Raw genomic sequence first — 17,265 nt, 5'->3', positions numbered from 1 at the left:
CAGAAATCCGATGGGGTGGCCTCGAGGGACGGCTTCAATGGCGTCGGCACCTGACTATTCAAGCCTTGTGCCAAGCTACCGCAGTGCAAAAATTGATTTTATTGCAAAGTCTTGCGCAACATGTCGCAGCGCGCGCAAACTTTCCGCGCGCTCCCAAAATTTGCGATTCGCTCAATTCTTGTGCGACGCACAAGAATTGAGCAGGCGACTTCGACGATAGCGATCAGGCGTCCTCGGCGACCTTGGTGCCGAGCGGCGCGGGCGCCATTCCGCCACCGGGTTTCACATGGAATTCGTAGCTCATCAGATGCCACGGACCATCCGAGCGCTGGCCATCGGGCATGTCAGGATCGGTGCGCCGTTCAACCTTGGCGATCAGCTCGTCCTTCACGCCGAACACGACGTCGGAGTCGATATATTTGTCGCCTTCCATGAAGACGTGCGTGATCAGCGGCTCATGGCCCTTGGCATTGACCAGGAAGTGCACATGCGCCGGCCGCATCGGGTGACGGTTGGTCTGCGTGATCATCTGCCCGACCGGACCGTCGGTCGGAATCGGATAGCTGCACGGCACGATGGTGCGGAAGAAGAAGCGGCCGTCGGCATCGGTGACGAAGCGCGCCCGCGACGACGGGCCTTCGGTGGCATAGCTCGGCTTCTGCGAGTCGTAGAATCCGTCGTCGTCCGCGTGCCAGACATCGACCGGCACATTGGCCAACGGCTTGCCCGTGAGATCGGTGACGCGACTCTGCACGAACATGCGCTCGCCGGGCAGGCTTGCCGAGATGTCGGTGCCGTGCGGCGTCACCTTGTGCTCGCCGACATAGAACGGGCCGAGCACGGTGGTCTCGGTCGCGCCGTCGCGATCGCGGTGGTTGACCGCATCGACCAGCATCGACACGCCGAGCACGTCTGAGAGCAGGATGAACTCCTGGCGGATATCGGTGCACTTCTGCCCGGTGCAGGTCAGGAAGCCGATCGCGTGGTCCCACTCCTCGAAGGTGAGATCGGTCCTGCGCACATAATCGTGCAGCGACTTCACCAATTCCTGCAACAGGAACTTGGCCCGCGGATCGGGTGTCTGGTCGAAGCTGCGGATCACGGCGGTGGTGAGCTCGGTTTCGTTGAACTGGGTCATCTCGGCGTTTCCCTGGAGCCCCTGAAGGGCGCGATTGCAACGGCGACCGTACACCACCGGCCCGTTGCCGGTAAGCGCCAGCCACTTGGTGCAGCGGACACTTTTCGGCTATCAAGACGGCCTTGCCAGCCGGAGAAACGCCCGATGTTAGCCCCCACGCCTGCCTCGCCCGAATCCGCGGGAATGTCGACCACTGCCCTCAACCGCCTCGAAGCGCATCTGAAGACCCGCTACATCGACGGCGGCCGCTTTCCCGGCACCCAGCTCCTGATCTACCGGCGCGGCAAGATCGTGCATTCCACGGTGCAGGGCTTTGCCGATCTCGAGCGCAAGGTGCCGGTCAAGGACGACACCATCTTCCGCATCTATTCGATGACCAAGCCGATCACGTCGGTCGCCTTCATGATGCTGGTCGAAGAAGGCAAGGTCGCGCTCGACGAGCCGGTCGCCAAATACATTCCGGAGTGGAAGAACCTCGGCGTGTTCGTCGCCGGCACCGCGCCCGCCTTCCTGACCCGCCCGCCGAGCCGGCCGATGCTGATCGTCGACCTGTTGCGGCACACCTCGGGCCTCACCTACGGCTTCCAGCAGCGCTCCAATGTGGATGCGGCCTATCGCGAGAACAAGATCGGCGAAGTCATCAAGGCCGGCACGCTCGACAGCATGATCGAGGATCTGGCGAAAATCCCGCTGGAGTTCTCGCCGGGTGAAGCTTGGAATTACTCGGTCGCCACCGACGTGCTCGGCTATCTCGTCGGCAAGATCTCAGGGATACCGTTCGAGCAGTTCCTGAAGGAGCGCATCTTCAAGCCGCTCGGCATGAACGACACCGACTTCTTCGTGCCGGCCGACAAGGTGCATCGCTTCGCCGCCTGCTACTCGGCCGACCCGCAGGGCGGCTTCAACCCGCTCGCCGCCGCCGAGCGCAAGGGCACGCTGACGCTGCAGGACGACCCGGCCACCAGCTCGTTCCTGTCACCGCCCTCGCTGATCTCGGGCGGCGGCGGTCTGTGCTCGACCGCCTCAGATTACCTCACCTTCTGCCGCGCCCTGCTCAACGGCGGCGAGCTCGGCGGCGTCAGGCTGCTCGGCCCGAAGACGCTGAAGCTGATGGCCTCCAACCATCTGCCCGGCGGCGTCGACCTGCCGGCGATGTCGCGCTCGTTGTTCTCCGAAGCCGCCTATAACGGCATCGGCTTCGGCCTCGGCTTCGCCGTCACGATGCATCCGGCGCAGACGCTGATCGCGGGCAGCCCGGGCGAATTCAACTGGGGCGGCGCCGCGACGACGTCGTTCTTCATCGACCCGGCCGAGGAGCTGATCACGATCTTCATGACCCAGGTGCTGCCATCGAGCGCCTATCCGCTGCGGCGCGAGCTGCGCACCATGGTCTACGCCGCGATCACCGAGAGCAATCTCTGACACGACGCCATTCCGCGGCGCACACCCCTCGTTTGAGCATGATCCTTTCGGAAAACCGCTTCACACTTTTCCGGATCATGCTCTAAGCGCCGCGGAACCTTTCCAATCACCAGCTATTTCGTTTGGCGGACTTTTCCCGCTTCCCCTAAGCTCCCAGCAGATGGGCACCGACCCGGGGATTTCGTGCCGAAACTGACATTGCCAGTGCGTCTCGCGCTCCTGGTCGCGGGAACGATGTTGCCGCTGATCGTTTTCGCGGTCGGCATAGTGTTCCACAATTACCAGCAGGACCGCCAGGCCGCCACGCAGCGCGTGCTCGAGACCGCGCGCAACATCCGCCTGCTGCTCGATGCGGAAATGCAGCGTATGACCGGCGGGCTGCAGGTGCTGGCGCTGACCAACTCGCTGCGCAACAGCGACTTCGACAATTTCCGCCGCGTCGCTGCCGGCTTCATCGACCAGTACGGCAAGGACGGCGTGGTGCTGGTGGCCGACCGCGGCGGACGCCAGGTGTTCTCCTCGCTGACGGCGGATACGGCGAGCCTGCCGCCGCGCAACAATCTCGAGATCCTGGGGAAGGTGTTTGCGACCAGGCAGCCGCAATATTCCAACCTGTTCTTCGGCGCGGTGAAGCAACGCCTGATCATCACCGTCGAGGTGCCGGTGATGCGCGACGGCGAGGTGCTCTACGACATCTCGTTCAGCCCGCCGATCGAGGTCTTCCAGGCCATCATCGAGAAGCAGCGCCTCAATCAGGACTGGACCATCTCGATCTTCGACAGCGACGGCGTCAACCTGGCCCGCGTGCCAAATCCGCAGGCGACCATCGGGCAGCGCGCCGCGCCGTCGCTGTTCGCCGAGATGTTCCGCCGCAGCGAGGCGACGCTGCCGACCGTCTCGCTCGAAGGCGTGGCGCTGATCACCGGCTTCACGCGGTCGCGCGTCACCGGCTGGACCGTCGCTGCGGGAATCGCCGAGAACTCGCTTGTAGCGCCGCTGTGGCGCTCGCTTGCGATCACCAGCGTGATCGGCGGCGTGCTGCTGCTGGTCGGCCTCGGCTTCGCGGTACGGATGGCGACCACGATCGCGCGCGCCGAGATGCTGCACGACCTCCTGATCGAGGAGCTCAACCACCGCGTCAAGAACACGCTGGCGATCCTGCAATCGATCGCCACGCAGACCTTTCGCACCGCGAGCCGCGCCGAGCGCGACAAGTTCGAGGGGCGGCTCGGCGCGCTTGCCGAGGCGCACAACCTGCTCTCTACCGACAAATGGCAGGGCTCCGACCTGCAGGAGGTGGTCAGCCGGGTGTTGCGGCCCTATCTGCTCAACGCCTCCGAGCGGGTCAAAATGTTCGGGCCGCGCGTGCCGCTGTCGCCGCGGCTTGCCCTGGTGCTGTCGATGCTGCTGCACGAAATGGCGACCAACGCCGCCAAATATGGCGCGCTGTCCAACGACACCGGCACGGTGACACTGGACTGGGAGATCCTGGAGGAAGGCGCCGGACCGAAGCTCCGGATGATCTGGACCGAGGCCGGCGGTCCGCCGGTCGCCGCGCCGGTGCAGCGCGGCTTTGGCTCCCGGCTGATCGAGCGCAGCGCCCGCGACCAGCTCGGCGGCGAAGCCACGGTGGATTTCCTGCCCCAGGGCGTCGTCTACACCGTGACCAGCTCCCTCGAACCCGGCGATTGACCTGATAATGGCGGCCGAACCTGCGACATCTTGGCACGCAAGTTGCTAAGATAGGGTGGGTTCGGCCGGCCAGAAACAGGGGGAAGTTCATGTCGACCATCGCAGCGGAAGCCAGTGTGGCACGAAAGCCGCTTTACACGTCACTGTTCGTGCAGGTGCTCGTCGCGCTGTTGCTCGGCATCATCATCGGCATGGCCGCGCCCGATTTCGCGATCGGGTTGAAGATCTTCAGCGATGCCTTCCTGAAGCTGATCTCGATGATCGTGGCGCCGATCGTGTTCTGCGTGGTGGTGCACGGCATCGCGGGCGCCGGCGACCTCAAGAAGGTCGGCCGCGTCGGCGTCAAGGCGCTGGTCTATTTCGAGGTGATGACGACGGTCGCGCTGGTGGTCGGGTTGATCCTGGCCTACCTGTTCGGGCCCGGTCACGGCATGAACATCGACACCTCGACGCTGGATCCCAAGGCGCTCGGCAACTATGCCAGCAACGCGCAGAAGCTGAAGGGCGAAGGCGTCGGCAGCTTCCTGCTCAACATCATCCCGACCACCTCGTTCGACGCGCTGTCGCGCAACGACGTGCTGCAGGTCTTGTTCTTCGCCATCATCTTCGGCGTCAGCCTGGCGCTGGTCGGCGGCGAGAAGGGCGAGAAGATCTCCTCTCTCATCGACGCGGTCTCGACCGTGCTGTTCCGCGCCATGGGCCTGATCGTGCGCATCGCGCCGATCGGCGTGCTCGGCGCCGTCGCCTACACGGTCGGCAAATACGGCGTCGGCTCGCTGAAGCAGCTGCTGTCGCTGGTGGCGCTGTTCTACGTTTCGGTCGCGATCTTCGTGCTCGGCGTGCTCGGCGGCGTCATGGCGCTCGCCGGCATCAACATCCTCAAATTCCTCGGCTACCTGCGCGAGGAGCTGACGATCGTGGTCGCCACCGCATCCTCCGACGCCGTGCTGCCGCAGATCATGCGCAAGCTGGAGCGCCTCGGCGTCAAGGACTCGGTGGTCGGCCTCGTGATCCCGACCGGCTATTCCTTCAACCTCGATGCGTTCTCGATCTATCTGACGCTTGCGGTGGTGTTCATCGCGCAGGCGACCAACACGCCGCTGTCGTTCGGCGACCTGCTCCTGGTGCTCGGCGTGTCGCTGATCACCTCGAAGGGCGCGCATGGCGTGCCGGGCTCGGCGATTGTTATCCTGGCGGCGACGCTCAATGCGGTGCCGAGCATCCCGGCGATCGGCCTCGTGCTGGTGCTCTCGGTCGACTGGTTCATCGGCATGGCGCGCGCGGTCGGCAATTTGATCGGCAACTGCGTCGCCACCGTCGTGGTCGCGGCATGGGAAGGTGACCTCGACCGTGACAAGGCCCGTCGCGTGCTTGAAGGCGCAGAGGCAGTCGACGTCACCGCCGGCTGAAGCGGCACGGCACAGGACCGGCAGCGTCCCGCGCGTGGCGCGGGGCGCTGACCTATTTGACCAGCCTCAGATACGGCGGCAATTGCCGGGTCGCCGGTTCCGGCGCCGGCCCGTCCGACGCGATCATGTCACACAGGGCCTTCAACTCGGAATCGGTCACCTTGTGGAGCTCCATCCGGAGCTCGAGGATGGCAAGGGACAAAAGCCGCGCCGTCTCCGTATTGGTCCGGTCGGTCAGGAAGGCCTGACACTCTTCCAGGGTTGCGAGCAGCGCCAGCAACCGTTCTTCCGTATTTGCGACCGGCATATCTTCCACTCCCGAAGCCGCGAGGTAGAGTCGAGGCGTTCCCCTCTTCCGCTTCATTGGCCTCTCCCGCCAGAGTTCGCCGGCTTGTCGTAGGCGCACATTGGTTCCCGATGATCGAGAACTTTCAGGCAATTGTCCAGCAACATTCCGAAAGCCCGACTTGGACTTAGGTCAAACTTTTCGCCTAGCGGGCCGTTCCGTCAAGCAACCGCCGACCCGTCTGCGCGACCTCAGGATGCACTAGCTGGGGTTGCATCCACGCAAAGACGCCCGTACAATATAGTTGCCCGTAGAACTACGGGCGCAGTGCACGGCCGCCCGGTAAGCATGCGTGCAAAATCTGTGGCGATCAAACTCGCGCTAGTTGTGGTTTGGTCAATATTTTGCCAAATGTAGAGGGCGGGGTGTCGAGAGACACCTAGGCGCGGTCGACTTCAGGTAGTTGGCTGTGTCGGTAAAGGGTGCTTCCAATACGCATGCTTCCAACAAGGATGTGCGTTTGGATACCATCCCGCGATCTTCTTGGATTTTCGTGGTTCACGACGAACTGACGATCCACTCGAGCTTAACGCGGTACATCATGAACGTGTCCCTGACCCAGCCGGGCCAGGGATTCCCGATTGAAGGACGGGTCACAAGAATGAACAGATCAGCAGCAAAGAAGATGAAGCAGCGCAGTGCCGGCAAGCCGGACATCGAGTTGGGCAAGCGGATCCGCCTGCGCCGTGTCGAGCAGAAGATCTCGCAGGCTGAACTCGGCGACAAGCTCGGCGTCAGCTTCCAGCAGGTGCAGAAGTACGAGAAGGGCGTCAACCGCGTCGGCGCCGCCCGTCTTCAGCAGATCGCGAGCGCGCTGGACGTGCCGGTCACCTTCTTCTACGACGGCGACAACAAGGCCCGCGAAGTCGAGAGCCTGCTGTTCCTCGACAGCGCGTTCAGCCTCCGGTTGCTGCGCGCCTACAGCAAGATCAAGGATCAGACCGTGCAGCGCCAGCTGGTGTCGCTGATGGAATCGATCGCCGCCAACGAAGACTGAGCCGCGGGTCGGGTCGCGACGCCGCGAACGCGATCCACCACGCCGCATCGGCCGGTTGCCGGTCACCGCGGCCGCCATACGCCGGTCGGGCCGGGAAATGACAAAGCGCTGCCATCGGCGATGGCGGCGCTTTTTCTTTTGCCGAGGCAGTTACTCAAGGATTTGTGATCGAGGCGAGCTTCTTCAGTCTCGCGTCCGAATGCGCGGTCATGAAGCGACGGCAAGCATGGCGTCATGATCTCGCGACTCGACAGCACAGTCTTCCTGCACACCGTTGCGTATCAGCGCAGGCCTTTCCAGCTCACGCTTTGACTGCACATCTCATGCGGCACATGCACGGAGGACGCGCCGCCATTCTGTCGCGCGGCCAATTGCCGCCCGAACATAGCGCGACCTCACAACTCCCGCATTCCCTGCGTTGAACCGGCGTCCCTTAGAACCAAGTGCAGCGTCTTTTTTGTCGCAGCAACGAAGTGGCCGCATGGACGTTTTCAGGCTTCAACCAAGGAGATCTCGATGAATATCAAGCTTGCTGTTATTGGACTGGCCGCGCTCGGAAGCGCAGCGCTGATGTCCGGCACGGCGTCAGCGATGCCGAACGGGCTGCCGCAGGCCGGCCACATCGCAGGCGAAACGTCCAATATCGACAAGGTCCGCCAGGTCTGCGATCGCTGGGGCCGCTGCACCTGGCAGCCGGGCGGTTACGGCTACTACGGACCGCGCCATCACGGATGGCATCATCGTCCGCACTACCACCATCGCCACCATCATCACGGGCCGCGGCATCATGGCGGCCATCACGGCGGCGGACACCATGGCGGCGGGCATCACGGCGGACACCGGCGCTGATCATCAACGAGGGGGCTCCGGCCCCCTCACCCTCCCGTCATCCTGAGGAGCCGCGAAGCGGCGTCTCGAAGGATCGACGGCCACCAGCCGGGCCGTGCATCCTTCGAGGCTCGCAAGAGCTCGCACCTCAGGATGACGGGTTGGGGATTGAGCGCGCCAGCGCGCTAAAGCGCCGCCAGCACTGCCTTCGCCACATCGGCCGTGCCATTGCTGCCGCCGAACTCGAACGGCTTGATGCCGTCGGCATAGACCTTGTCGACCGCGCGCTCGATCCGCTCTCCGGCTTCGGCAGCGCCTTCGAGACCGTGCTTGTCGGCGAGCCAGTCCAGCATCATCGCGACTGAGAGGATCATCGCGGTCGGGTTGGCCTTGCCCTGCCCCATGATGTCGGGCGCCGTGCCATGGCAAGGCTGAAACACCGCGTAGCGATCGCCGAAGTCGGCCGACGGCGCCATGCCCATGCCGCCGATCAGGCCGGCGGTGAGATCGGACAGGATGTCGCCGAACATGTTCTCGGTCACCATGACGTCGAAGTCCCAGGGATGCTTCACCAGCGCGGCCGCAGTCGCGTCGATGTAGAGGTGATCTGCCCTGACGTCGGGATGACGCTTCGCCGTCTCGTCGAAGATGTTGCGGAAGAACGCGAACGCCTTGAACACGTTTGCCTTGTCGACGCAAGTCAGCCCGCCACCGACGCGGCCGCGCGCCTTCCGGCGTTCGGCAAGCCTGAACGAGAACTCGAACAGCCGCTCGGAGGTGCGGCGCGTGATCACCATCGTCTCGCGCGCCTCGCTGTCGGTGACGACGCCCTTGCCCATCGAGGCGAACAGGCCCTCGGTCGATTCCCTGATCACGACAAGGTCGATGCCCTTCTGATCGGCGCCGACGATCGTGCTCGGCACGCCAGGGATCAATCGCGCCGGCCGCACACCGGCATAGAGATCGAAGATCATGCGCAGTTCGATCTGCGGCGCGATCTCGGTGTTGTCGGGGTAGCGCACCGACGGCAGGCCGCAGGCCCCGAGCAGGATCGCATCGGCCTCCTCGCACAGCCGGATCGTGCTCTCCGGCATCGACTTGCCGGTTTCCTTGTAATGACCGGCACCGGCCGGCGCCTCGGTGAAGCGGAATTTGAGGCCGGCCGACGCCTCGATGCTGCGCAGCACCTCGAGCGCCGGAGCCATCACTTCGGGGCCGATGCCGTCGCCACCGAGAACTGCGATGTGAAGGGCGTCGTTGGCGGACATGGAGATTCCCTGACAGCTTCAGTTGTGAAACTCGTCATGCCCGGGCAGAAGCGCGAAGCGCGTCTTCGCGCTAGATGTCCCGGGCATCCACGTCTTAACCGCGCATCAGCAAGCAAGACGTGGATGGCCGGGACAAGCCCGGCCATGACGCGAGATATGTCGTCTTACGGCGTCAGCACCGCGCGGCCGACGAGCTGGCCCTTCTGCAGATTGGTCAGCGCCTCGTTCGCCTTCGCCAGCGGCATCGGCGTGACCGGGATCGCCGGAATCTTCTTGGTCCGGACCAGATCGAGCAGCTCCTGCGTCTCGCGCAGATTGCCGACATAGCTGCCCTGGATGGTGACCGCCTTGATCGGGATCAGCGGCAGCGCCCAGGTCGCGCCGCCGCCGAACAGGCCGACGATCACGAGCTTGCCGCCCTTGGTCAGGCAGTCGAAGCCGAGCTGCGAGGTCTGGGCGTTACCGACCAGGTCGATCGCGGCGCGGATCGGCTGGCCGGCCTTCTTGACGAGCTGCTCCAGCGCGTCGGGCGCCTTGCCGTCGACCGTGGCAAGCGCGCCGGCGGCCTCGGCCGCCTCGCGCTTCCTGGCGTCGATATCGACCACGATCGCGCCCTTGCCGCCCATCGCCTTCAACAGCGAGAGCGCCATCAGACCAAGCCCGCCGGCACCGAAAATCACGATCGGCGTGTCGAGATCCTTCTCGACTTTCTTGAGAGCGCTGTAGGTCGTGACGCCGGAGCAGGCGTAAGGCGCAGCCGTGACCGGATCGAGTCCGTTGAGGTTGAGCAGATATTTCGGATGCGGCACCGTCATGTGGTCGGCGTAGCCGCCGTCGCAATAGACGCCGAGCGCATTCGGCTTGATCGCGCACATGTTCTCGTCGCCGCCGAGGCAGGTCGGGCATTTGCCGCAGCCGAGCCAGGGATAGGCCAGCGCGACATCGCCGAGCTTGAGACCGCCCTTGTCGGCATCCTTGACGTCGGGCCCGAAGGCGACGATTTCGCCGACTGTCTCGTGGCCCATCGTGCGCGGCAGCGAGACGCCGCGATCCTTCAGCGACAGCGGTTTGCGGCCATGGCCGAGATCATAGCCGCCTTCCCAGATATGCAGGTCGCTGTGGCAGACACCGGCGGCCTTGACCTTGATCAGCACCTGCGTGCCCGACGGCTGCGGCGTCGGCTGATCGACCTCTTTCAATGGGGCGTTGAAATCGACGACCTGGAAACTCTTCATCGCTGCTCTCCCGAAGCTTGTTCTTGCGGCGGACCTTGCCACGCCTGCCCGCCGGGGACAAACGCGGTGTTGGTCTCCCCATATTTAGATCAAGGGATGATGGCAAGCCGCGAACTGGCCGGGCGCAACCGTGCGCAGTTCCGGCACCTCGCTGGCGCAGCGCGCATCGGCCCGCGGGCAGCGGGTGCGGAAGCGACAGCCGGACGGCGGCGCGATCGGCGACGGCGGCTCGCCGACCGGCACGCTCTGGGTCGGGCGGACATCCGGATCGGGCACCGGGATCGCTTCGATGAGCAGCGCGGTATAGGGATGCGCCGGCTGTGCAAAAAGCTGCTCCGACGGGCCGACTTCGCAGAGCCGGCCGAGATACATCACCGCGACGCGATCGCTGACCGCCTTCACCACCGCGAGGTCGTGGGCGATGAACAGCAGGGTCAGGCCGTAGCGCGCCTTCATCTCCTCCAGCAGATTGAGGATCTGCGCGCGGATCGAGACGTCGAGCGCGGACACCGGCTCGTCGCAGATCACGAATTCGGGATTGAGCACCAGCGAGCGGGCAATGCAGATGCGCTGGCACTGTCCGCCGGAGAATTCATGCGGCAGGCGTCCGCTCACCAGCGCGGGATCGAGGCCGACCGCCGACAGCACCTCGTTGACGCGGCGCCCTCGTTCCTCGGGATCCTTGACGCCCGCGATCACCAGCGGCTCGGCGACGATATCGCCGATCCGCCGCCGCGGATTGAGGGAAGCGATCGGGTCCTGGAAGATCAGCTGCACGCGCCGGCGCATCATGCGCAGCGCCTCGCCGCGCAGGGCGGTGAGATCGTGGCCGTCGAACAGCACCTTGCCCGAAACGGCCTGGCGCAATTGCAGCACGGCGCGGCCGAGCGTGGACTTGCCGCAGCCGGATTCGCCGACCAGCCCCAGCGTCTCGCCACGGGCGATTTCGAGGCTGACGTCGGACACGGCATGGATGGTCTTGCCCCCCACCGAATACTCGACGACGAGATTCTCCACCTTCATCAGCGGATCGGATGCGGCCTGCTGCATCATGCGCCGACCCCCGCCGCGATCGGATGGAAGCAGGCATAGAGATGGTCTGATGTCTCCGCCGCGCAGAGCGGCGGCTTCTCGGTGCCGCAGCGCCCGGCGGAATAGCGGCAGCGCGGCGAGAACGAGCAACCTTTCAGCGGCCGGGTCGGATCGGGCGGTCGCCCCGAAATCGCCGGCAGCGGCGTATGCGGCGGGACGTCGAGCTTCGGCAGCGCGGCGAGCAGCGCCTCGGTGTAGGGCATCCGCATCTGCTTGAACAGAGCAGGTGTCGGCGCGCGCTCGACGACGCGCCCGGCATACATCACCGCGACCTCGTCGGTGCGACCGGCGACCACGCCGAGGTCATGCGTGATGATGATCATCGCCATATGACGGCGCTGCTGCTCGCGTGCCAGCAGGTCGAGGATCTGCGCCTGGATCGTGACGTCGAGCGCGGTGGTCGGCTCGTCGGCGATCAGGAGTTTTGGTTCGCAGGACAGCGCAACCGCGATCGCGACACGCTGGCGCATGCCGCCGGAGAGCTGATGCGGATATTGCGTCAGGCGTTGTTCGGGCGCGGGAATGCCGACGGCTGCGAGGAGCTCGACGCTGCGCTGCCTAGCCTCGGCAAAATCGAGCTCGAGATGTTCCACAATGGTCTCGATCAGCTGGGTGCCGATGGTCAGCACCGGATTGAGCGAGGTCATGGGATCCTGGAACACCACTGCGAGCGAGCGGCCGCGCAGCTTGCGCAGTTTCTCCGGCGGCAGTCTTGTCAGGTCCTGCCCGTCGAACATCACCCGGCCGGACAATTTCGCCTTCTTGGGCAGCAGTTGCAGGACAGCGCGCGACAGCATGGTCTTGCCGCAACCGGACTCGCCGACAATGCCGAGCGTCCTGCCCGCACCGACGGCGAGATCGACGTGATCGACCGCCCGCAGATTGCCGCGCGGCGTCGGCAGGTCGACCACCGCGTTCTCGACCGAAAGCAGCGTGCCGCTCATAGCGCACCCTGCCTGGGGTCGGTCAGCGCGCGAATAGTGTCGCCGATCAGGTTGAAGGAGAGCACGGTCAGGAACATCGCAATCGCCGGAATGAAGGCGAGCCGCGGCGCCACGTCGAGGCTTTCACGGCCCTCCCCGATCATGCTGCCCCAGCTCGAGATCGGCGGCGGCACGCCGAGGCCGAGGAAGGACAGCGCGCCCTCGACCACGATGGTGACGGCGACGCCGAGCAGGAAGAAGGCGAGCAGCGGCAGCAGCACATTCGGCAGCAATTCGCGTAGCAGGATGCGCGCATGCGAGGCGCCGAGCGCCTCCGCCGCGATGACGAATTCGCGCCGCGCCAGCGTCAGGGTCGATGCCCGCGCCACCCGCATGAAGGCGGGAATGCCGAGCACGCCGAGGATGCAGGTCAGGTTGAAGATCGACTGGCCGAGATAGGCGGTCACCGCCAGCGCCAGGATCAACGGCGGGAACGCCAGCAGCACGTCCATGCTGCCGACCACGATGGATTCGAAACGGCCGCGGAAATAGCCGGCGAGCATGCCGAGCGCGCCACCGATGGTGACCCCGATCACCGGCGCGCAAAGGCCGACAATCAGCGAGATCCGCGCGCCATGGATCAGCCGCGACAACTCGTCCCGACCGAGGCCGTCGGTGCCGAGCCAATGCTCGGCGGAAAACGGCGCCCGCCGCTCCAGCATGTCCATGTCGGTCGGGCTCGGCAGCGGCAACAGATCGGCAAGGATCGCGACCGCGAACACCAGCACCATCCAGCCGATCGCACACCAGAACAGCGTGCCGACCCGGCGCCTGCGCCGCACCGGCGTCGCTTCGGTCTCATCGAGGCTGAGCTCAAGCGTGGCCATGGCGGATCCTCGGGTCGAGCACGGCGTAGAGCAGGTCGACGATGAAGTTCATGATCACGAAGCCGGCGGCGACCAGCAACACCACGCCCTGCAGGATGATGAGGTCGCGGGTATAGATCGCGCCGACCAACAGGCGGCCGATCCCGGGCAAGGCGAAGATGGTCTCGACGATCACCGCGCCGCCGATCAGGCGGCCGATATTGATGCCGGTGATGGTGACGAGCGTCAGCGACGACGGCTTCAACGCATGCACGAACAGGATACGCGACGGCTTCAGGCCCTTCGCCTTGGCGAGCGCGATGTAGTCCTCCTGCAGCGCTGCGATCATGTCGGAGCGCAGCACGCGCATGATGCCCGGCCACTCCGCAAGCGCCAGCGTCAGCGCCGGCAGCACCATGAAGCGCAGATTGGCGATCGGATCCTCGCCGAGCGGCACGTAGCCGGTCGCGGGCAGCCAGCGCAGCTCGACCGCGAACAGATAGATCAGCAGGATCGCGGACAGGAAGGTCGGCACCGACAGCATGCCGAAGGCCGAGCCGGTCATCAGGCGGTCGAACGCGCTGCCGGCCTTGGCCGCGCAGGCGATCGCGAGCGGCACGCCGATCGCAAGCCCAATCAGTTCGGCAAGAATCATCAGCTCGATGGAAACCGGCAGCCGCTCGCTGACCGCCTGCAACACGGTCTGCCCGGTGCGGAACGAACGCCCGAAATCACCTTGCAGGATATGCCAGAGCCAGCCGAGATAGCGCAGCCAGATCGGCTGATCGAGCCCCATGTCGTGGCGCAGCGCCGCGACGTTTTCAGGCGTCGCCTGGTCGCCGAGGATCACGTAAGCGAGATCGCCCGGCAACAGCGACGCAATCACGAAGGTCAACACCGAGACGGCAATCAGCACCGGCACCAGGTAAAGGAGCCTTCGCGCGACGAAGAACAGCATGAAGCGCTATTCCTTCCAGGCCTCGGAGACGTCGAGCACGCCGTTGAACATCTTCAGTACGCCCTTCACCTTCGCGCTCGAGATCGAGTAGTAGGTGTTCTGGAAGGTCCAGAACCAGATCGCCTCCTTGTTGATAAGACGGCTGATCGCGCAATAGTCCTCGGTGCGCTGGGCGACGTCGGCCGTGGTTCGCGCATGCTCCAGCAGCCGATCCAGCTCCGGATTGGAGTAGTTCGCGAGCGCCACCGGGCTGCCGGTGCGGAAATTGGCATACATCTGCGGATCGGGATCGGCGAGATCGACGATGCGCCACGGCGTCAGCTGGAACTGGCGCATGAAGGCCCGCGGCACGATGGTCGCCTGGTCGACCTGCTCGATCTCCATGTTGGCGCCGACCCGCTTCCAGAGCTGCTGCAGCACCTGACCGACGGTGCGGCCGCGCGGCGTCGCCGACACGATCATCTTGAATTCGACCGGTTTGCCGTAGTCCGTGATCAGCTCCTTGGCCTTCGCGGCGTCTTCCGGCAGCGCGCCGTCGTCCTTGCACTTGACCCAGGAGCCGTCGCCATAGGGGTTGCTGGCTGGCCGCGCGAGACCGTTGGTGATCGCCTGCGATATCTTCTTGCGGTCGAGCGCCATCACCAGCGCCTGGCGCACGCGGATGTCGTCGAACGGCGGCGTCTTGGTATTGAACGCGTAGACCTGTGCGCCGGAGCCCGCATAGGAATTCACGAACAGGCTCGGATCCTTTTGCGCCTTGATGATATTGTCAGCGTCGTACTCGTCGTCCCAGATAATATCGGCCTCGCCGGATTGCAGCGAAGCAAAGCGCGATTGCGCGTCAGGCAGCGGCTTCAGGATGATGCGGTCGAGATAAGGCTTGCCCTTGTTCCAGTAGTCCGGGTTCCTTTCCAGCACCATACGGTCGCCGGCGGTCCAGGATTTCAGGATGTAGGGACCGGTGCCGACCGGATTGCGGTTGTAGTCGTCGCCCTTGGTCTTCCATGCGGTCGGCGACTGCATGACGTTGTTGGAGCTTTGAATGGTCTGCGTCGCCGGGAAGTTCACCGCCGGGTCGGTGAAATTGTAGACCACCGTCAGGTCGTCGACCGTGTTCACGCTGATGATGTTCGTGATGTAGAACGCGCAGCGGCATTTGTTGGCGGGGTCCTTCTGGCGGTCGAAATTCTCCTTCACCGCCTGCGCATTGAACGGCGTGCCGTCATGGAATTTGACGCCGGGGCGCAGCTTGATGGTCCAGGTCTTGAAGTCCTCGGAATGCGCCCACGATACGGCAAGCTTCGGCTGCACCTCACCCTTGGCGTCGAGCGAGGTCAGCGTATCGAAGATCGCGGCTGCTGCGGTGTTGGCCGATGTGTCGTAGACGCCGACCTTGAGCGGATCGAAGCCTGGAATGTCCAGCTCCTGGCCGACGGAGAGCGTGCCGCCCTGCTTCTGCGCGCTGGCGGGCACAGCGAACGCTGCTGCAGCTAATCCCGCCACAAGAAATATGCGCGCAACGGCGTGCGCGCGCCCGGCCAGCTTCATCGGTGCTCCCTCCCAGGTGGGCGACGTCCGGTGTTCCGGATCGTCGTGTGTTGGGCGGCAGCTTGTCCGGAATCGCCGCGCGCGACAAGACCGCAATACGGATGAAAAGCCGCAGGGAGATCACGATGCGATCACGCAAGACCGCATCATGATCTCATTGACTTGTTTGAGCATGACCTTTCGGAAAACCGGTATCCACTTTGCGCTAACGCGGCCCTCCGGGTCCGGATCATGCTCTAACTGCGCGCGGCTTTTGCCGGTTGCGCTGCGAAGCCCGCGATCTGATCGTCGGAGAGGCCGATCTCCTTCAAATAAGACAGCGTGTGCTCCCCGAGCGTCGACATCTGCTTGGCGGCGCCGACCGTCGCGCCCGACATGCGGAACGGCAGGTTGAGCACCTTGAAGGCGCCGCCGCCGTCCTCGACCTCGGCCAGCGCGCCGCGATGGGCGATTTGCGGATCGGCGAGCGCTTCGCGCACGGTGCGATAGGCCGACGACGGCACGCCATATTCATTGAGCTCGGCGAGGCAGGCCTGCGTGCTCACTGCGCGCGACCACGCTTCGACGCCCTCCATCAGGCCAGCCCAGTTCTCCCGCCGATCGGAATATCTGGCGAAGCGCGGATCGGAGACCCATTCGGGATGGCCGATCACCTGCATCAGGTTCTGGAACGTCTTCTCGCTGGCGATCGCCACCATCACATAGCCGTCGGTGGTTTCGATCGGGCCGAACATCGGGCGCTGCGTTTGCTTCACCTCGAATTGTGACCACTGCAACTCGTTCAGGGTCAGGCTCAGCATCGATTCCAGCATCGAGACGTCGATATGCTGGCCCTTGCCGCTGGTGCTGCGCTGATACAGCGCCGCCGAGATCGCGCCGAAGGCATAGACGCCGGTGAGCACATCGGCGTGATAGATGCCGCAATAGTCTGGCCGGCTGCGGCCCGGCTGATAGGCGAGATGCGCCATCTCATAACCCGAAGCCGCATGGATCACCGGCGCGTAGGCCGGCAATTCCGCCGACGGGCCGGTCTGGCCGTAGCCGGAGATCGAGCAGTAGATCAGCTTCGGGTTGATGTCCCTGATCGAGGCATGGTCGAGCTTCAGCCGCCGCATCACGCCGGGGCGGAAATTCTCCACCAGCACGTCTGCGGTCGCGATCAGCCGGCGCACGGCTTCGACGCCGGAGGGCGACTTCAGGTCGAGCACAAGACTGTTCTTGCCGACATTGAGCTGGCCGAACGCCGTCGAGCAATTGTTGCGCAGCGGCGGCCGCGTTCGCATCGTCTCGCCTTCGGCGGACTCGATCTTGATCACCTCCGCGCCCATGTCGGCGAGCATCCGCGTGCAATGAGGTCCGGCGATCGTGGTCGAAAAATCCAGCACCCGAAGGCCGTCGAAGCTCCGTGTCAAATTCCCCTCATCGTCAGCAGCTATTGTCGTGGCCAAGGCTTCCTCCACCGCGTGGTTCTCATTGTTCGGCGCCGCGCGACCCTAAAGTGAGCCGCCCTGACAGGAAAGCGTCTCGTCCAGACCGGACCCGC

Annotated in this window: 15 protein-coding genes; 5 read left to right on the top strand and 10 right to left on the bottom strand. The window is 64.6% G+C overall.

Annotated features, from left to right (window positions below; translation table 11 throughout):
• Positions 1-223 precede the first annotated feature (223 nt).
• Entirely contained in the window at positions 224-1,138 is a 915-nt protein-coding gene (locus V5279_RS13525; RefSeq protein WP_338698030.1) for a dioxygenase, read from the bottom strand.
• A gap of 144 nt (positions 1,139-1,282) precedes the next feature.
• Between V5279_RS13525 and V5279_RS13520 the strand changes: the two genes are divergently transcribed.
• The 3 genes from V5279_RS13520 (at position 1,283) to V5279_RS13510 (ending at position 5,661) form a co-directional block, all read left to right on the top strand.
• A complete protein-coding gene (locus tag V5279_RS13520; protein WP_338698028.1) occupies positions 1,283-2,560 on the top strand; it encodes a serine hydrolase domain-containing protein in 1,278 nt (425 codons plus the stop codon).
• A gap of 183 nt (positions 2,561-2,743) precedes the next feature.
• A complete protein-coding gene (locus V5279_RS13515) occupies positions 2,744-4,252 on the top strand; it encodes a sensor histidine kinase (RefSeq protein ID WP_338698026.1) in 1,509 nt (502 codons plus the stop codon).
• Between the two features lie 89 nt (positions 4,253-4,341).
• A complete protein-coding gene (locus tag V5279_RS13510; RefSeq protein ID WP_166297896.1) occupies positions 4,342-5,661 on the top strand; it encodes a dicarboxylate/amino acid:cation symporter in 1,320 nt (439 codons plus the stop codon).
• A gap of 52 nt (positions 5,662-5,713) precedes the next feature.
• Here the strand turns inward: V5279_RS13510 and V5279_RS13505 are convergent, their stop codons facing one another.
• Complete coding sequence (locus V5279_RS13505) at positions 5,714-6,025, bottom strand: hypothetical protein (RefSeq protein ID WP_224496676.1); 312 nt, start codon at positions 6,023-6,025, stop codon at positions 5,714-5,716.
• Positions 6,026-6,608: 583 nt separating this feature from the next.
• On the opposite strand from V5279_RS13505, the gene V5279_RS13500 reads away from it, so the two are divergent.
• Together V5279_RS13500 and V5279_RS13495 are read left to right on the top strand one after the other, a co-directional pair.
• Positions 6,609-7,004 carry a helix-turn-helix domain-containing protein gene (locus tag V5279_RS13500; RefSeq protein ID WP_094194089.1) on the top strand — a complete coding sequence of 132 codons (396 nt, stop codon included), beginning with the start codon at positions 6,609-6,611 and terminating at the stop codon, positions 7,002-7,004.
• A 516-nt stretch (positions 7,005-7,520) separates the two neighbouring features.
• Positions 7,521-7,853 (top strand): hypothetical protein, encoded by a 333-nt coding sequence (locus V5279_RS13495; RefSeq protein ID WP_338698022.1) that lies wholly within the window; start codon positions 7,521-7,523, stop codon positions 7,851-7,853.
• 164 nt (positions 7,854-8,017) lie between these two features.
• Here the strand turns inward: V5279_RS13495 and V5279_RS13490 are convergent, their stop codons facing one another.
• The 8 genes from V5279_RS13490 to V5279_RS13455 form a co-directional block, all read right to left on the bottom strand.
• Entirely contained in the window at positions 8,018-9,100 is a 1,083-nt protein-coding gene (locus tag V5279_RS13490) for an isocitrate/isopropylmalate dehydrogenase family protein (RefSeq protein ID WP_338698020.1), read from the bottom strand.
• 164 nt (positions 9,101-9,264) lie between these two features.
• Positions 9,265-10,335: an alcohol dehydrogenase gene (locus V5279_RS13485; RefSeq protein ID WP_029078158.1), complete on the bottom strand. Its 1,071-nt coding sequence runs from the start codon at positions 10,333-10,335 to the stop codon at positions 9,265-9,267.
• 84 nt (positions 10,336-10,419) lie between these two features.
• A complete protein-coding gene (locus V5279_RS13480; RefSeq protein ID WP_338698017.1) occupies positions 10,420-11,388 on the bottom strand; it encodes an oligopeptide/dipeptide ABC transporter ATP-binding protein in 969 nt (322 codons plus the stop codon).
• Positions 11,385-12,371, bottom strand: a complete 987-nt coding sequence (locus tag V5279_RS13475; RefSeq protein WP_338698015.1) for an ABC transporter ATP-binding protein — start codon at positions 12,369-12,371, stop codon at positions 11,385-11,387. Before V5279_RS13475 ends, V5279_RS13480 begins: the two co-directional genes overlap by 4 nt.
• A complete protein-coding gene (locus tag V5279_RS13470) occupies positions 12,368-13,237 on the bottom strand; it encodes an ABC transporter permease (protein ID WP_338698012.1) in 870 nt (289 codons plus the stop codon). The genes V5279_RS13475 and V5279_RS13470 overlap by 4 nt, the downstream gene beginning before the upstream one ends.
• A complete protein-coding gene (locus tag V5279_RS13465; RefSeq protein ID WP_338698010.1) occupies positions 13,224-14,174 on the bottom strand; it encodes an ABC transporter permease in 951 nt (316 codons plus the stop codon). Before V5279_RS13465 ends, V5279_RS13470 begins: the two co-directional genes overlap by 14 nt.
• 6 nt (positions 14,175-14,180) lie before the next feature.
• Positions 14,181-15,722: an ABC transporter substrate-binding protein gene (locus V5279_RS13460; protein WP_338698008.1), complete on the bottom strand. Its 1,542-nt coding sequence runs from the start codon at positions 15,720-15,722 to the stop codon at positions 14,181-14,183.
• A 236-nt stretch (positions 15,723-15,958) separates the two neighbouring features.
• Positions 15,959-17,170 carry a CaiB/BaiF CoA transferase family protein gene (locus tag V5279_RS13455; protein WP_414645926.1) on the bottom strand — a complete coding sequence of 404 codons (1,212 nt, stop codon included), beginning with the start codon at positions 17,168-17,170 and terminating at the stop codon, positions 15,959-15,961.
• Positions 17,171-17,265: the final 95 nt, after the last annotated feature.

The organism is Bradyrhizobium sp. 26S5 (assembly GCF_036923295.1).
GTDB lineage: Bacteria > Pseudomonadota > Alphaproteobacteria > Rhizobiales > Xanthobacteraceae > Bradyrhizobium > Bradyrhizobium septentrionale.
This window is presented reverse-complemented; position numbering and strand designations above follow the sequence as displayed.